Here is a 13437-nt window from a genome sequence, read left to right as displayed (position 1 = left end):
ATGACCGTTCTGGCCTCGGGTCATCAGAGAAGTTGGAGCGAGCCTGCGGCTGTTTTACCGCGCTCGGTTTTCAAATCGAACGCGACCTTCTGCCCTTCAGTCAGAGTCATCATGCCAGCCTCTTTCACGGCCGTGATGTGGACAAACACATCCTTGCCGCCATCCGAAGGCTGAATGAACCCGAAACCCTTCTCACTATTGAACCATTTCACGTTTCCGGTCGCCATAGTCGCATCCCCTGAAGTTTGCGTCTTTCGGGTCTCCAGGTGCTCGTGTCCGAAGACCCCTGGCGAAAGAATTGCCCGAAAACACAAGGTTGTCGAGACCAAACGTGAAGCATGACGGTCCGGCGAATACGATCAGTTTAATACCGCAACTGTGAGTTGCCATCGACTAGCGATGAAACGTCAAGATAAACGTCCGATCGTGGCGTATCGACAGCACGCAGCCCTGCCGAGCGACTTTCCCCAAGGTGATGGTGGGAGGTCACGGTGGCCACCTGAAAGCGGATGTCGCGACAGTCCTTGAAGTCGACCGTGTCGGCGGGCTCAACCTTGCGAGGAACTTAATCGGCGCCATTGGATTGGTTTGACTGGCGAATAATCGCTCGGCTGGTGCGATGACGGCGATCCGTGGGCGCCCTTTGGACCCGGTCTCCGTCGTCGCAGTCGCCATGATGCCGTGCACGGAGTGGGATGGGCGCGAGTAGCTGTCACGAAGCACAGAAGCGCACGAAGCACGGATGTGCATGAACCAGAGATGTGCATGAACCAGAGATGTGCACGAACCACAGAAGTAATGAACGGCGCAGTGCGATCATAGCTCAGGTCGACAAACAAGCAGGGACGTTCGGTGCAGCCCTGGCAGCCTCCTATCGAGGACTATGGAATCATTGGTGACTGCCGGACAGCCGCCTTGATCTCGCGCGAGGGATCCATCGACTGGCTATGCCTGCCGGGGTTCTCCGACCCATCCGTCTTTGGCGGAATTCTCGATTATCGGACGGGCGGCAGCTTCCTGGTCGGACCGCGCGAGGAGGCCGCGATCTCGCGTCGCTATCTTGAAAGGACGCCGGTCCTCGAAACGATTTTCGAAACGGCGGACGGCACGATTCGCCTCATCGATCTTGTTCCTGTTCTCGATGGCCTGAACACGTGCCAACCGATGCGTGAGATGCTGCGCATCGTCGAGGGGGTATCGGGCGAGACCGATCTGGAAATCCGCATCGAACCGCGGCCGAACTACGGACGAACGAGGCCGTGGATCAGAAACCGTGGCAGGCTGGGCTGGAGCTACAGCTGGTCGAACGAGCTCCTGACGGTTCACGCTGATGTCAGCCTCGAGCGAGCCGGGGATGCGCTCCAGGGCTCGGTTCGCGTTCGCGCCGGCGAGCGCCTCTGTTTGAGCCTGTGTTACGTCAAGGGCGATCTGGACGTACTGCCCCTGCTCGGAGAGGATGCCGACGGGCGGCTCGCACGGACAGTGAGTTGGTGGCAAGGCTGGGCCGGCCGTTGCAGCTACGACGGTCCGTACAAGGAAGCGGTCCTGCGAAGCGCCCTCACGCTCAAGCTTCTCAGTTTTTCGCTATCGGGGGCAATCATTGCGGCTCCCACTGCGTCGCTGCCCGAGGCGATCGGCGGCGCGCGCAATTGGGACTATCGCTATTGCTGGCTGCGTGACGCCGGGCTGACGATGCAGGCCTTTGTCGGGCTGGAGCTTCAGACCGAAGCGCGTTCGTTTCTCGACTGGCTGCTGCATGCAACCCGACTGAGCTGGCCCGAACTGCAGGTCGTTTACGATGTTTATGGCCGCACCCGCTTGCCGGAAGACGAACTCGACCATTTCGCGGGCTACCGCGGGTCAAGGCCGGTTCGCATCGGCAATGGCGCGTACTCGCAAGTTCAGCTCGACGTCTATGGCGAGGTCATTTTCGCAGCAGACGCCTATGTGGGCGGCGGCGGGACACTGGAGCCAGTGGAATGCCGCATGCTCGCCGGGTTCGGCAAAGTCGTCTGCAAGACATGGCGCGATGCCGATCATGGCATCTGGGAGAAGCGCGACAAGCGCAGGCATTACACCTTCTCGAAGCTGATGTGCTGGCTCGCGCTCGACCGCCTGCTGCGGCTCAATGAAAAAGCCGTTCTCAGCCTGGGGGGCCTTGCGGATCGGTTTGGGCGGGAAAGAGGCCTGATTGCCGACGTGATCGAGCGCCAGGGCTTCAACCCGAAGATCGCCAGCTATACCGGCGAGCTCGATGGCACGACCGTGGACGCCAGCCTGTTGCTGATGCCGTGCATCGGCTACAGACCTGCTGACGATCCCCGGGTTCTCTCGACATATCAGCGCATTTCAGACCGCCTCGGGCGAAATGGCCTGCTCTACCGCTATGAACGCGAATCTGCTGCGCCTGGCAGCGACGAAGGCGCTTTCGGTATCTGCAGTTTCTGGGCGGCTCACCACCTGGCCTGCCGCGGCGACGTCGAGGCGGCAAGGCGCCTCTTCGAACATGTCCTCTCCTTCGGCAACGAGCTTGGATTATTTGGCGAGGAGATCGACCCGGAAACCGGAGCGGCCCTCGGGAACTTTCCGCAAGCCTTTACCCATGTCGGGCTGATCAACGCTGCGATCGCCATCGAAAAAGCGGCGAAAAGCTGAGAGCCTCCGATGTTCGGTGATCATTCAGCCCCGCTCCACTCTCTCCTCCTTTGGGGCCTGATCGCGACGGTCGCCATGACCTCCATTCTGGAAGGAAGCCGCGGGTTCGGTCTGTCCCGGATGAGCCTGCCATTCCTGGTGGGGACTTTCTTCCTCGGGAGCAGGAAGTGGGCCTTTATTCTTGGCTTCACGCTCTATGTCATCGGCGGCTGGCTTTTCGCATTTCTGTATTATGTCCTGTTTGCCAGCGTCGGCCTCTACACATGGTGGTTTGGCGCATTCGCCGGATTCCTGCACAGCCTGTTCCTGCTGACGGCGGCGTTGCCGCTCCTGCCTTACGTGCATCCCCGCATGGCCTCGGAGTATCATGGCGTGACGACGACAAGGCGGCTGGAGCCGCCGGGCTTCCTGGCCATGAATTACGGCTATCAAACGCCTGTTGTGACGGTGCTGGGCCAAACCGTGTACGGTGCGACGCTCGGTGGTTTCTCGCAATTGCACAACGCGATGATCATCGGTTGAGTGTGCCCCCATGCTTGACGACAGCAGGGGCGACGAAGACCGCCCGCCATGGGCTGCTTCAATTGGCAAGATGCCGGAGGGGGGGCGTCTGATCTTGCCTGCTGAGCTTACCTGCTGATCAAGTAACCCCCGACAAGCATCAGCCCCATGCCCACGCCCTTTTGCAGCATCTTCATGCGGCCCAGCGATTCCTTGCTCACCCCTGGAAGAAACGTTGTCAGCAGGATCCCGAGGACAAGGACGAAAAGCGGCTGGAACGAATTCACGACAAGAACCAGCGCGACCGGCGCCTGGAGCGTCGCGTAAAGCGTGACGGCTTCGCTGACGCTGAACAACGTCCGGCTCACCGCGATAAGGCCAAGCGCGGCGACCTTCTGTTGTTTGAAGAGGCCGATGAAATCTCTGCGGTAACGCGGTACGCAGATGAGAAGGGCCAAGCCGGCGATCACCTGGCCGGCGAAACCCCAGAAAAGCGCAACCCAAAAACCCCTGTCGACAGCGATCAGCTTGAAGATGACGCCATTGATCGCGCTCAGGAATGACGCCGCCAGCATCAAGGCGACAACATGTTTCTTGAACCGTATTCCCCGCCGGCCAAACTCCAACGACAAGGCAATCGCACCGACAATGATGACGAGCGAACCACATCCTTGCGCAAGCGTGATCGTTTCACCCAGGATGAAATAACCGAGGCAGTAAGCAAAGATCGGAACCGTCTGATAAAACGGTGTGACGAAAGAGGCCTCGTCGATGTCGAGTGCGTGGAGATAGCAAACAGCGGAGAAGACGCTCAGCATGCCGGTGACGACAAGCGCTGATCCCTGGACAAGGCTGACCTCGTACACGTCGGGCTGAATGAACAACAGGATCGGGATCGCCACCCCGCTGAACAGCGAAGAGAATATGACGATCGATCCGATCGTTTTCTCCTTGAGATATCTCGACAGCAGGAACTTGTCGTTGTGATTGGCGCAGGCGAGGAGGAACGGAGCCCACAGGGCGATGAAAAACCAGTTCATGGTCGACGCTCCGCCGGGAACTGTCCTCACCTGCCGCCGAGGCGGAGACCGTAGCCGAGGCCGATGACGACTGCCGCCCCCTCGCGGGCATCCCACCGCGTCAGAGCGAAAGCTGGATTCTTCGCGGATCGAGCGATCCTACACGCTTCTGTGCCCCCCCTTAAACCTGGCGCCAAAGCATCGGCCCGAAAAGTGGATTGCGGTTTTCGGAAAAAGACGATGCGACGCACAGAGCATCGGCCCGAAAAGTGGATTGCGGTTTTCGGAAAAAGACGATCCGAACGCACAGAGCATCGGCTCGATGATCTTGCAGCCTTGCCGGACGATGCGGCGCTGGCCTTGCATGTCCGCGCATCCAGCCGGGATGACGCGACCCGATCGAATGGGCGCCGGGTTCCGCTGGAGCGCGGGTTTCGCTGGAGCGCGGGTTCCTCTGGAGCGAATGAGTGCAAGCGCTCCCTGGTGTGGACTGCAGCAGCCGCTTTCGAGGAACCTATCGGGAAAAATCGGGTTGGTTGGTTTGGCGTCAGAGCCGTTTTTACGGATGATACAGACGGGGGAATCCCGTGAGGTTTGCGAAGCCGCCCGCTGATGTCATGCCCCGCTCCGTGCGTCGTCGAGCGGCGGCCGATCTCGAGACCTTTTCGCGGGGGCGGGCGCCGGGCACGCAACGACGCGCGCCGTGGTCAAGCTTTCGCGGCGTCGCGACCACTCCCGTCGCCGACAGCACGGACCTCCAGGCGTTCTTTGATCGATGCGCCGCGACGGGATCTGCCGAGCAGCACGGTCACCCGCAGCGGCTGCTCGCCTACCGGCTCGCGCTTGTGCGGAGCCTGGCCCGGCCCCGGCCGAGCGATGTCGTCCTCGACCTCGGGTGCGGCACGGGCCATCACCTCCTCGCCCTTGCACCTGAAATTGAGCGCGGCATCGGCATCGACGTCTCGCCGGGCATGATCGAATTGGCGCGCGCTCGTCTCCGGAGCGCGCCAGGGAGGGCCAATCTGAATTTCGAGACGGGCAATGCCGAGGAACTGACAGACATCGCGGACCAATCCATCGATCTGGCGATCTGCATCGGCGCTTTCGAACACATGCTGGACAAGCGAGCCGTGCTGGCGAGCATCCACAGGGTGCTGAAGCCCGGCGGCCGCTTTTTCTGCCTGGCACCGGATGCCGATTACGTCTGGTATCGGACCATCGCGCCGCTGCTGGGATGGTCCACCAGGCATCTTTCCAGCGACCGGATGCTGAATCGCGCCGAATTTTCCGCTCTGCTCGATCAGGCTGGGTTTCGCCACATCCAGTCTGCGCCCTGGACGTTCATTCCTAGGGGCGACGTGCCCGCGCTCGTCGCAAACCTGCTCGCTGTCCTTGATGCGGTCGGCCGGCTGGCTCGGTCAGATGCTCTTCGCGGCGGCCTCGCACTCTGCGCCTGGAAGCAGGCGAAACCCACGCAACCGAAACCCGCTTAACCGAAACCCGCCTGGCAAGAAGAGGAGGGGCGTGATGGCGACGCCTGTCGGAGCTTACGGCGATCTGCCTTTCCGCAAGGGCGTCTCCCGTGGCCCGGGCCTGGTTCGGGACGCCGGCGTCGAAGCGCGGGTCGTGTTCGCCGTGCCTGGTGATCTCGCCACGCCGACGGGAGGGTATCGCTATGACCGGCGCATCATCCAGGAGCTTCGGCGGGCAGGCTGGCAGGTGGATGTGCTCGACATCGGCGACGGCTTTCCGTACCCGAGCAGCGCGCAGCGCGCGACCGCGCTGGAGAGGCTGTCCGGGGTGCCGGGCGGCTATCCGGTTGTGATCGATGGGCTGGCGTTCGGGGCGCTGCCCGAGGCCGGCGCACTCCGGTCGCGCACGCCGCTCATCGCCCTGGTGCACCTGCCGCTCGCGCTGGAACCTGGTCTGGCCAGCGCGCAGGCGGAGGCCTTCCGCAGGAGCGAGCGCGCCGCGCTTGCGGCCGCCGCGCGCGTCGTCGTCACGAGCGAGGCCAGCGCGCGGATCGTGGCCGCCGATTACGGCGTCCAGTCTCGGCGCATCACCGTCGTGCGTCCAGGCAATGATCCGGTTCCGCGGGCGCTGGGCAGCAATGACGGTCTTGTGCGCCTTCTCTCGGTCGGAACGGTGGCGCCAGGCAAAGGCTACGATGTGCTGATCGCGGCGGTTGCCACCCTTGCCGACATGCCGTGGCGGCTGACGATTGCCGGTGACCGGACGCGCAACCCGGGCGTCGCGGCCCGGCTCGACGCCGATATCGCAGCCCACGGTCTCGCCGACAGGGTGGCCGTGCTCGGCGCCGTGCCGCCCGAGCGCATCCTCGACCTGTATCTGGCATCCGACGTGTTCGTGCTCGCGTCGCGCTTCGAAAGCTATGGGATGGTGCTCACCGAAGCGATCGCGCACGGGCTGCCGGTGGTGTCGACCATGGCAGGCGCAATCCCCGACACGGTGCCGGCGGGGACCGGCCTCCTGGTGCCGCCTGATGACGTGGCCGCATTGGCCCACGCCCTGCGCCGCCTGATCAGTGATCGTGCCGAACGACAGCGGCTCGCCGCGAACGCATGTGCGGCAGCGGCGCAGCTCCCCACATGGCATGATTCCGCCCGGCTCCTTGCCGGCGCAATCGAGACGGTCGGCAAACCTCTTTTCAGCAGGGAGACGGCCGCAGGACGACGGATGTGAGGCGATAACAGCCTCAACCCCGCGCGCAGCCTCAGCAAACACCGCCAAATGGTCTTATCCACACGGCCTCCACCCATCTTCGACATTGCGCAGCCCGGCAGCCGAGCCCGGATCGCCCGCGACAAGGCCGCATGTTTAGCTGGCTCTAGAAACGGTCGGGCTGTGGCCCCAGCTTCGCCCGCCTCAGCCCGATCTCCGGGAGGAGCAGGGCCTACCCACCCAGCCACATCCCGCATTCCTTGGCTGCATCGACGAACGCCGCGCGGGCCTGATCCGGAGTGCCCTTGCCGCCGAGCGCATCCAGGCAGGCAGCAACGGCCAATCGCCATTTCGGCCCGCTCTCCTGCCACGTCAGAAGCTGTTCGGCCGCACGCTCGACCGAACTGATGGAGATGCTCAGCCCGGGTTTGTCGGTCATGACCGAGACGGGCGGTTGAAACCACATGCGTGCCAATGGCTTCTCCCTAAGATCGAATCTCCCTGAGCGGCTCTGCAGCCCGGCAGCCAGGCGTAATCCCGCCCAAGAGAGCGGCCCGCTATCCCCAGCCTAAACCAGCTCATCATACGGAATGATCCGCAGCATCTGTTTTACCCGCATCGCTTCGAAGAGTTGCCGATCATGACCCGAGATCAGCGAGCAAGGAGGCGGCGCTCAAGCAGCGCCTGCATGTCACGGCGGCCGTCGGCGATGACGAGGATGAAGACCTTGCTCCCGATGACGCGATAGATCAGGCGATACGGATCGAGCAGAACCTGCCGGAATTCCCGAATTCCGAGCGTTTCAAGTTCCTTGGGAATGCTGCCCCGGTCCGGGTAGCGCTCCAGTGTATGGATTTTCTCAAGGAATGCATCGAGTAACGATTCGGCCGCCTCGGCTGAACGATGTTCGGCCAGATACACGTGGATGGTTTCGAGGTCATCTTCCGCGCCTTGCGTCAATTCGACCTCGAAGCGCTCTTCCGTCATCAACGATCAGCCGCTTTCGCGCGCAGCCTTTCGACAACAGAGCGAGCTGGCTTCGTCTTGCCGGCGTCGATATCCTGATTGCCGATGGCTAGCAGCTTTAACAGTGCGAGCGTCTCTTGCGTCTGCTCGAAAGAGGCGACGTCCTGGATCACCGCCTTGGCCTCGCCATTCTGCGTGATCACCATGGGCTCCCGCCTCTCGGCGAGGTTCAAGAGGATGTCGGCTGCGTTGGCCTTCAAATAGCTGATCGGCTTCACCTGGGCCGAATATCGCATCGCTACCTCGCGGTCTAAATTCAGACCAAATATAGTCCGAACGCCTGTGCGCCGCAATGACGGCGCAAGATGCAGCCAGGACTGTCCCGTGTGGATGAGCTGCGGCGCCAGGAGCGGCGCGGCTGCCGACCAGCGCAGCCTGGCTCGCCGACGTCCTCGCCCGAAACCGTCTCGACGAGCTTCCGCCCTGGAACTGGCGACACTTGCGAGACCACGATCGTCTTTGTGCCGCGCGAGACCAGCGTCTTGAGAGAGACCGGGCCGGGCCCGCCATCCCCAGCGGAAGAGAGCGCGAGCAGGATCTCGTCGCCGATCTCCGGGCGGCGGCCGTCCTCGTCGGAATAGATCTTCTTTCCCGCGCGATAGAGGGGAGGTTGCTGATCAGGTGATCGCGAAAGCGCGCTTGCGCCCGGCGGTGGGGGCTGCGCGGTATAACGGATATCATCGCCGAGGTCGGGAATGACCGGACTGTCGGTTGCGATCTAGCTGTGGAGCCTCAACAGGTTGTTCTCGTCGAGAGCGAGTCTGCTGATGGGTGTCTTTGCCTGGATTCCGGCATGGGGTCGATGCCAGTTGTAGTGATGGAGCCAGCGCGGCAGCTCCTCCGTTCGCCGCTCTGAGTGGTCGTAGGGCCTCGCATAAGCCCATTCGCGCAGCGCGGTCTGGATGAAGCGTTCGGCCTTGCCGTTGGTCTTGGGCGTGTAGGGCCGTGTCCTGATGTGGCGCAGGCCGAGATCGCGACAGGCGTCGCGGAAGGCGTGGGCTTTGTAGCAGGAGCCGTTGTCGGTCATGACGCGGGCGACGGTGACGCCGAGGTGTTCGTAATAGGCGACGGCGGCGCGCAGGAAGGCGACCGCGCTGATCGCCTTCTCATCCGGCTTCATCTCGACGAAGGCCAGCCGGGAGGCATCGTCGATGCAGACATGGGCGAACTCCCAGCCAGCCCCGACGCTGCGACCGCCGCCGCGATCCCCGGTGACGCGATGCCCCGGCTCGCTGAACCGATTGAGCTTCTTGATGTCGAGATGGATCAGCTCGCCAGGATGAGCGCGCTCGTAGCGGCGCACCGGCTCGGCCGGATCGAGGTCACGCATCCGGCTCAGCCGCGCCCGCCGCAGGATCCGGCTCACCGTGGCTGGCGAGACGCCAACCTGCTTGGCGATCGCCTTGCCGCTCAGCCGCTGGCGGCGCAGCGCGATGGTCTGCTCAACCTGGCCTTCGGGCGTCGGACGATGCAGCCGGCGCGGACGCGACGAGCGGTCGGCCAGACCCGCCAGGCCCCCGGCGGCGAAGCGCGCCATCCATTTACGGACGGTCTTCAGGCTGACGCCGACGCAGACCGCGATCTCGCCAGGCCTGCGCCCATCGGCCGCCATCCCGACGATCCGCTCTCGACCCAGCGGCGTCAGCCGGGCATTCTTGTGGATGTTCATCCGGTTCCTCCCAGAGGGCTCTGAAGTGTCGCAACCTCAGCTTCCTCGCTCGGGACCGGATGGACAACCTATTGAGAGCTCACATCTAGCAAGGTAGCAACTGTCCGGAGTTTGGACCGAAACTGGAACACGGCTTGTTATAGAGAACGCCGGAGCGGCCTTCGGTTGGGAAGGAATAGGAGTAGGTCGGCGGGCCCGAGACACGCCCTTGCAGCGGAGTGCGGTAGCTCGGACGCCGCATCGCTTCGTCGATGGCGACACGCGTCAAGACGCCAGCGACACCGGCAAGGCCCCCACCGAGAGCGCCGCCGATCAAATCCAGCGCGATGTCGCGCTGCGCTTGGGCCTGGGCCTGGGCTTGGGCCTGCGGCGTAGCCGTGAAGGAACTGAGCGCGACAACGGAAATCGCCCAAGCGCGGTGCATGCTACGTACTTTCTCGCGGTTTCAGTAGGGCGTGCTACCAAATCCCGCCTTTCGGGCGCGCTAAGAAATTGAGTAAGCACAACTTTAAGGCGATCTACGAGAGCTGGGGCCAAGCGCGGACAATCCGACCCAATATTCCACGGCCATGATCGTGAGCCTGCCGAACCTTCACCCTTGGGTGTCCTGCTCAGCCGCCTGGTGTGCGCAGCCCTCAGCCCTAAACCCCAACAACTCGTCATACGGAATAATCCGCAGGATCTGTTTCACCCGCCGCCCTGAGGAGTGGTGCCTGGCGCCTGAGCGAGAAACAGAGGATCAGCGGGACGAAATACGGCATCTGCCGTATTGAGCGCCGCGGGCGGAACCTTGAAATTGCAGGCATGAGCCTCCGTGCGGAGGCCTTTTGCTCCCGCCCGAGGTGGCTTTTGTCTTTTCGAGCCAAGCCCGCCATCGCCGCCCTGTTGCTGACGACGGCCCTGACCAGCGCAGCCGCTGCCCAGTCGACGGGTCTCCTGACCGATCCGAACACGTGGCGGACGCCGGAATATCTGGCGCAATGGGGCCTCGACACCATCAATGCCGCGAAGGCCTATGCCCGAGGCGTCGATGGCACCGGTGTCCTGGTCGGGGTCATCGATACCGGCATCTTCGCCGGCCATTCCGAGTTCATCGGTCGCTATGGCGGAGGCTACGACTACCCCACCGGAACGGCGCAGGCGATCGATCGCAGCGGGCACGGCACGATGGTTTCATCAGTCATCGCCGCCAACCGTGACGGCACCGGCATGCACGGGGTCGCCCCCGGCGCCACGCTCGTCGTGGCCGGAGCCGAAATCGAGTTGGGATGGGTCGAAACGGATCTCACGACGCGAGCCTATGCCGATCTGCAGGCGCGCGGCGTCCGTATCATCAATAACAGCTACGGCGATGACCGCCCGATTACGGCATTCACGCGGGACAGCATTCTGGCGGAATATGCGTCAGACATCCCCACCTTTCGGCGCGCAGTCGCTGCAGGGGTTCTCAGCATCTGGGGCACGGCGAACCAGGGTCTCGACCAGCCGAGTGCCCAGGCTGGACTGCCTCATATCTTCCCGGAGCTGGAGCGCGGCTGGCTGGCCGTGGCGGGCTATGCGGCCGGCTACGAGCCCTGGTATACCAACCGCTGCGGCGTGGCGAAGAACTGGTGCCTGACGGCGCCCGGCGGGGGCGACTGGTTCGGCACCGAATTTCCCGATGATCCCATCGTCGTGGCCAACAACAGCGGCGGCTACTCCAAGGTTTACGGCACCTCGGTCGCAGCGCCGCATGTCGCCGGCGCAGCCGCGCTGGTGTGGCAGATGTTTCCGTTCTTCACGGCCGATCAGGTGCGCCAGACGCTGCTCGGCACGGCGCGCGACATCGGTGATCCGGGGGTGGACGAAAAATTCGGCTACGGGTTGCTCGATGTCGGCAAGGCGGTGCTCGGTCCCGGCCGATTCGACTGGGGCGATTTCGTCGTCGAGCAGCCGGGGGGCGTCGCTTTCTTCGAGAACGACATCGTCGGCGCGGGCGGCCTGGTCAAGCGCGGCGGCGGCGAACTCGTCCTGACCGGGCACAGCGCCTATGCCGGGGCGACGCGCGTCGAGGGCGGCTTCCTCTCCGTGATGGGCAGCATCGCCTCAGCCACCACGGTCAGCGGGCTCGGTGTCCTGGCCGGCTCCGGCGTGATCAACGGCGCGGTCGACAATGCCGGCACCGTCTGGGCCGGCGACGGATATGGCGTCGGCGTGCTCACGATCAACGGCAACTATGTGCAGCGCCCCGAGGGCGTGCTGGTCCAGCAGATCGACGGCACGGGAGGCCTCAACCACCTCGCCGTCACCGGCACGGCGAGCCTTGCCGGCCGCGTCGCCTTCGCCGGCGGGAACACGCTTCTGCCGCGCCTGCTCAGCATGCCGGTGCTCAGCGCCGGCGAAGGCATCAGCGGCCGCTTCGATGGTGTCGAGGGGCCGGCCGGCGACGGCACGGCCGCCTTCATTCGGGCGAGCCTGCGCTATCAGCCCCGCGTCGCCTATCTCGACATCCGCACGCTGCCGTTCGACAGCCCGCAGGTCTGCGCCTCCGCCAACCAGTGCGCGGCTGGCAGCGGCCTGGAGCGCGGCGTCGCCGGCGGGGATCGCGACCTGCGCGCGGTGGCGGCGCTGCTGCAGTCGGCCGGCACGCGCGCCGGCGCGCAGCGGGCGCTCGCCGCGCTGTCTGGCGAGACGCAGGCCAATCTCGGCACGCTGGCGCTCGGCGGCTTCTCGCCCTTCGCAGGAATGATCGAGCGGCGCCTTGCCGCGCGGCGCGCCGGCCCGGCCGAGCCCAGCGGCGGATGGAGCCCGGCGCTGGCCTATGCGCCGGGCGCGACGAACGACCCGCTGGCGGCGATGCTGAGGCAGCTCCCGGCCGCCCGGGCGGCGCCCGAGAGCAGCGCCTGGCTGCGTGGCTACGGCCTGTTCGGCAGGCTGGGCGGCGACGTCAATGCGGGCGGCGGCGCCTATCGGGGCGGCGGCGCGATCGGCGGCGTCGACCGGCAGTTCACGCCCTCGTTCCTGGCCGGCGTCAGCGTCGGCTATTCCAGCATGGATGCCGATTTCCGCAATTTTGCCGGCAATGGCAGCGTCAAGGCCTATGAGGGCGCGCTCTATGGCAGCCATGCCAGCGGCCCGCTGCGGCTCGACGGCATCCTGGGCTATGCCCGCCTCGGCTTCGACAGCCAGCGCAGCATCGCCTTCGGTGCCCTGTCGCGCCGGGCCCGCGCCGAATACGATGGCGACCGCTTCAGCGGCGCGCTGGAGGCCGGCTACGGCGTCGATCTCGGCTGGTCGAAGGTCGAGCCGCTGGCCGGGCTGCGCTACACCTTTCTGCGCCAGGACGGCGTCAGCGAGACCGGTGCCGGCAGCATCGGCCTGAGGACCCCATCGCAATCGGCGCAAAGCCTGCTCGGCAGCCTTGGCCTGCGTCTGGCGACGAGCTTCGACATCGGCACGAGCCGCCTCGCGCTCGAGGCGCGCGGGCGCTGGCAGCATGAATTCCTCGACGACGTGATGGTGCTGAACGCGTCCTTCATCGGCGCCCCGGCCGCCAGCTTCCCGGTGCGGGGCGCCCGGGTCGCGCGCGACAGCGCGGTCATCGGCGCCGGCCTCTCGCTCCAGATCGGCCGCAGGCTGACCCTGTTCGCCGATTACGACGCCAGCCTGAACGGCGACGTCACCGCCCACGCCGCGACGGCCGGGCTGCGCGTGACCTGGTAGAGGGCAAGGCCGTGCGGGAGCGGCAGTTGCGATGCGGCATGGCCCAGCGCGCGACCAGCGTCGTGACAGAGACCGGGCCAGGCTCGCCGTTCTCGTCGGCATGGACGCCAGTGCCTTGATCGATCGCCGCGGCCAGAGGGCCGGATGTCGTCGCGACGTCCGCAACCGGTCGGGCACCGCGAG

General features: G+C 64.7%; 12 protein-coding genes. 5 read left to right on the top strand and 7 right to left on the bottom strand.

Annotation, left to right across the window (positions count from 1 at the left end; all coding sequences use genetic code 11):
- Positions 1-23: 23 nt before the first annotated feature.
- Positions 24-227 (bottom strand): cold-shock protein, encoded by a 204-nt coding sequence (locus FG93_RS05635; RefSeq protein WP_043232817.1) that lies wholly within the window; start codon positions 225-227, stop codon positions 24-26.
- Between the two features lie 625 nt (positions 228-852).
- Between FG93_RS05635 and FG93_RS05630 the strand changes: the two genes are divergently transcribed.
- Positions 853-2655 carry a glycoside hydrolase family 15 protein gene (locus tag FG93_RS05630; protein WP_043232815.1) on the top strand — a complete coding sequence of 601 codons (1803 nt, stop codon included), beginning with the start codon at positions 853-855 and terminating at the stop codon, positions 2653-2655.
- A 75-nt stretch (positions 2656-2730) separates the two neighbouring features.
- On the top strand, positions 2731-3177 hold the full coding sequence (locus FG93_RS05625; protein ID WP_200878076.1) for a hypothetical protein: 447 nt from the start codon (positions 2731-2733) through the stop codon (positions 3175-3177).
- A 107-nt stretch (positions 3178-3284) separates the two neighbouring features.
- Here FG93_RS05625 and FG93_RS05620 read toward each other — a convergent pair whose 3' ends face one another.
- A complete protein-coding gene (locus FG93_RS05620; RefSeq protein WP_043232811.1) occupies positions 3285-4196 on the bottom strand; it encodes an EamA family transporter in 912 nt (303 codons plus the stop codon).
- A gap of 596 nt (positions 4197-4792) precedes the next feature.
- On the opposite strand from FG93_RS05620, the gene FG93_RS31060 reads away from it, so the two are divergent.
- Together FG93_RS31060 and FG93_RS05610 are read left to right on the top strand one after the other, a co-directional pair.
- On the top strand, positions 4793-5668 hold the full coding sequence (locus FG93_RS31060; protein WP_052513409.1) for a methyltransferase domain-containing protein: 876 nt from the start codon (positions 4793-4795) through the stop codon (positions 5666-5668).
- Between the two features lie 34 nt (positions 5669-5702).
- Positions 5703-6878, top strand: coding sequence for a glycosyltransferase family 4 protein (locus FG93_RS05610; protein WP_081881327.1), 1176 nt, complete (start codon positions 5703-5705; stop codon positions 6876-6878).
- Between the two features lie 211 nt (positions 6879-7089).
- On the opposite strand, the gene FG93_RS05605 is transcribed toward FG93_RS05610, so the two are convergent.
- The 5 genes from FG93_RS05605 to FG93_RS05585 all read right to left on the bottom strand — a co-directional run bounded on the left by FG93_RS05605 (position 7090) and on the right by FG93_RS05585 (position 9976).
- A complete protein-coding gene (locus tag FG93_RS05605) occupies positions 7090-7296 on the bottom strand; it encodes a DUF982 domain-containing protein (protein WP_244448503.1) in 207 nt (68 codons plus the stop codon).
- A 212-nt stretch (positions 7297-7508) separates the two neighbouring features.
- Positions 7509-7844: a type II toxin-antitoxin system RelE/ParE family toxin gene (locus FG93_RS05600; protein ID WP_043232809.1), complete on the bottom strand. Its 336-nt coding sequence runs from the start codon at positions 7842-7844 to the stop codon at positions 7509-7511.
- The gene (locus tag FG93_RS05595) at positions 7844-8119 is read right to left on the bottom strand and encodes a type II toxin-antitoxin system Phd/YefM family antitoxin (RefSeq protein ID WP_043232806.1); all 276 of its coding nucleotides are present in this window, start codon (positions 8117-8119) and stop codon (positions 7844-7846) included. Before FG93_RS05595 ends, FG93_RS05600 begins: the two co-directional genes overlap by 1 nt.
- Before the next feature lie 482 nt (positions 8120-8601).
- The gene (locus FG93_RS05590) at positions 8602-9552 is read right to left on the bottom strand and encodes an IS481 family transposase (RefSeq protein WP_043232804.1); all 951 of its coding nucleotides are present in this window, start codon (positions 9550-9552) and stop codon (positions 8602-8604) included.
- Between the two features lie 85 nt (positions 9553-9637).
- A complete protein-coding gene (locus tag FG93_RS05585; RefSeq protein ID WP_043232801.1) occupies positions 9638-9976 on the bottom strand; it encodes a hypothetical protein in 339 nt (112 codons plus the stop codon).
- A gap of 425 nt (positions 9977-10401) precedes the next feature.
- On the opposite strand from FG93_RS05585, the gene FG93_RS05580 reads away from it, so the two are divergent.
- A complete protein-coding gene (locus FG93_RS05580) occupies positions 10402-13254 on the top strand; it encodes an autotransporter domain-containing protein (RefSeq protein WP_043232800.1) in 2853 nt (950 codons plus the stop codon).
- Positions 13255-13437: the final 183 nt, after the last annotated feature.

The organism is Allobosea sp. LC85, assembly GCF_000735605.1.
GTDB lineage: Bacteria > Pseudomonadota > Alphaproteobacteria > Rhizobiales > Beijerinckiaceae > Allobosea.
Note: the sequence above shows the minus strand (reverse complement) of the source record. Positions and strands in the feature narration are given on the sequence as shown.